This is a genomic window from Streptomyces sp. NPDC059037 (genome assembly GCF_042740015.1).
Classification (GTDB): domain Bacteria; phylum Actinomycetota; class Actinomycetes; order Streptomycetales; family Streptomycetaceae; genus Streptomyces.
Genome location: NZ_JBHYIG010000489.1, coordinates 1 through 2,697, shown reverse-complemented (window position 1 = coordinate 2,697; position 2,697 = coordinate 1). Strand labels below are relative to the sequence as shown.

Below are 2,697 nucleotides of genomic sequence, written 5' to 3'. Positions count from 1 at the left end.
TTTTTAAACGAGACTGGCACTGTGTTTTCTGAGGCCGGGCGGGCGCGGCGGTTGGTTTTGCCCGGGGGGGGGGGGTGGGTTTCTTGGGGGGGGGGGGGGCGGCCGCCGCCCATCCCTGACTGGGCGGCGGCCCGTCGGCCGCTGCACACCTCGCCCGACATACAAGGGGTGCGGCGGCGATGGTCCCCTTCGATCGGTCACCGCCTGGACGGCGCGCCGCCGGGCGCGTTGTCGGCGGACTCGAAGGGGGATTTGGGCCGGCCGTCTGCTCCCCCACAGAGCACGGCCGGGACGCCAGTAGGCGTCACCTCCCTCAGTCCAGCAGGTCTCGGTATCCGCCCGCGCGTGGACGGTTCGAGGACCCCAAAGGGAGGCCCCAAGTAGGGGTTCACCTACTGTGTGGCGGCGGGCTGTGCCCGGCAGCGATGACGTTGGCGTAGGCTCGCGGCCTCCCCGCCAAGGGGGCCGTGACGAGCGGTACTTGGGTGAGGGCCGAGGCAGCAGCGGTCATCGCGGCACACCTCCGCGCGTGACGGAGAGCTGGAAGCACACCTGGAGGAACCGGCCCTCGTCGCAGGCAACCAACCGCTGCATCGGCTGTGGGAGCAGCGGCCTCAGGAGCCTGATCCGCCGGAGAAGGACTGCCACTGACGTCTTAGCCATCCGGGCCAGCTGCCCGGCTGTCGTCATCGCCACGGAGGGTCGTACCACGTCAGGACCTCCCGGCTGCGTAGAACCGGGCCCACGTGGTCTTGCCGTCATCCTTGATGCCCCAAAGGTCGCAGAAGGCATCGACAAGGTGCAGACCTCGGCCGTGCACGTCATCGACGTCCAGGGGAACCGGGGCCAGCAGTGGGGCAGTTGTGCTCTCGTCGGTGACCTCGATGTGCAGACCCGGGTATACCCGCCGCATCGTCACGTGGACGGACCCTTCGCCGTGCACGACGGCGTTCGTCACCAGCTCGGAAAGAACGAGCAGCACGTTCTCCACCAGCCGGGGAGCCAGATCCCACTCCTGCATCTGATCAGCGACGGCGTGCCGTATCTCAGCGACGCGAGCGGGTTCCGGAGCGATGGTGCGATCAAAGCTGTCCGACGGTTGCGGCATCGGCTTCGTACCTTCAGCAGCAACGGCTGCGACGGAGCTCATCGGGTACCTCCCGGGTGGGCGGTGTGGGGACCGGGAGACCAGAGGCCTGACCGGGAGTCGAAAGAGTCCTCGGCGTACTAGCCACGTGCAACTGTCGCTTGTCGCAAAACCGCGACCACAGCCTCACCTGAGTCGCAAATTTGTGACTTCAGTCCGAGCAAGTTGCAAATTCTTACCCTCGGTCACACCTCAGTCACTACGCTGGGCTACAAGAGCGGCAGAGGGGAGATGCGGTGGAGGAACAAGGGGTTAAGCACGGTCCCTCGTGCGCGGGGCGTCAGCGCACGGCTGCTGCGCAGCGAGGGCTGCCGCTTGAGCAACTCGTCATCGGGATCAGCCAGTGCTGTTCAGTGAGCAAGCTGAGGGCCCACCGGCTGGCGCGCGGCTGGACACTTCGTGAAGCGGTCGATCGGTTGCAGGAGCTCGGTCGGAGTCTCAACCCGAACGCCCCGAGTCCGGACGTGGTGCAGCTGAGCCACTGGGAGAAGGGCCGCGAACCACGCATTGCCGCCCTGCAGTTGCTGGCTCGGCTGTACGAATGTGACCTGGCAGGTCTTGGATTTGCGCCAGATGGGCAGGGATCCCCGGCTCTTCCTCAAGGAGCGCTCACTGGGGCAGGCCGGGAAACGCAGGGGTTGGAGCCGGAGCGCACAGAATTACCGGCAACCGACTCCTTGGCGAATCGTGAGGCCGACGTGCGGCGGACTGTGAACCGAACTCTGGCCGCAACCACAGTAAGTCCTCAACAACTGGACGAGCTCGACGAATACCTGCTGTTGCTCCGCCAGCAATACGTCTACACGCCTCCCGAGACGATGCTGGTCGACCTGCTCGATCAACTGGACGAGGTGAGAGCACTCGCTGACGAACGGCAACCAGCCAGCGTGCAGGTGCGCATCTCCGAACAAATCGCGATGCTGGCCACACTCTCAGCCGACTCGCTGATGAAACTGGGGCGGCTCTCCAGCTCGCGCGCTTGGTATGCCACCGCACGCACTGCGGCCGACGACAGCGGCAACTCCGAGCTGAGGGCACGCGTTAGGGCTCAAGCCGCCATGCTGCCGTACTACTACGGTCCGATCGATACTGCTGTCCGGCTTGCCGCCTCAGCCCGCATGCTGTGCCGGGGCCGCCCCACCGCAACCAGCGCCTTCGCTTCCGCTGCTGAAGCGCGCGCTCTCGCGCAGCAAGGCGATACGCAAGGCGCCGAAGCAGCGATCCGACTCGCACTGACGACCTTTGAACGTTGCGAAACGGGACCCGAGAACGACGCCTTCGCCTTTCCTCTGCGGCGCCTCCTCCTTTACCTGAGCGGCGCCTACACAGCAATGGGACACGCGAGCCAAGCACGGAAGGTGCAGGCGGAGGCACTGGCGCTGTACCCCTCGCGCACAGGCATCGACCCAGCACTTCTCCACCTGGAGGCAGCGATCTGCCTCGCACGCGAGCGAAGCTCGACGGAGGCCTGCCAACTCGCCTCCACCACCTACTTAAGGGTGCACCCCGCCATGCGCACTAACATTCTGGAAGAACGCGCACGCCAGGTC

General features: G+C 65.9%; 2 protein-coding genes. One reads left to right on the top strand and one right to left on the bottom strand.

Translation table 11 applies throughout. The features are described from left to right. Nucleotides 1-712: 712 nt before the first annotated feature. The gene (locus ACFWY6_RS45000) at nt 713-1,150 is read right to left on the bottom strand and encodes an ATP-binding protein (RefSeq protein WP_384703603.1); all 438 of its coding nucleotides are present in this window, start codon (nt 1,148-1,150) and stop codon (nt 713-715) included. Nucleotides 1,151-1,500: 350 nt separating this feature from the next. Between ACFWY6_RS45000 and ACFWY6_RS44995 the strand changes: the two genes are divergently transcribed. Continuing rightward, nucleotides 1,501-2,697 (top strand): helix-turn-helix domain-containing protein (locus ACFWY6_RS44995; protein ID WP_384703600.1); only part of this gene is annotated, 1,197 nt, incomplete at its 3' end.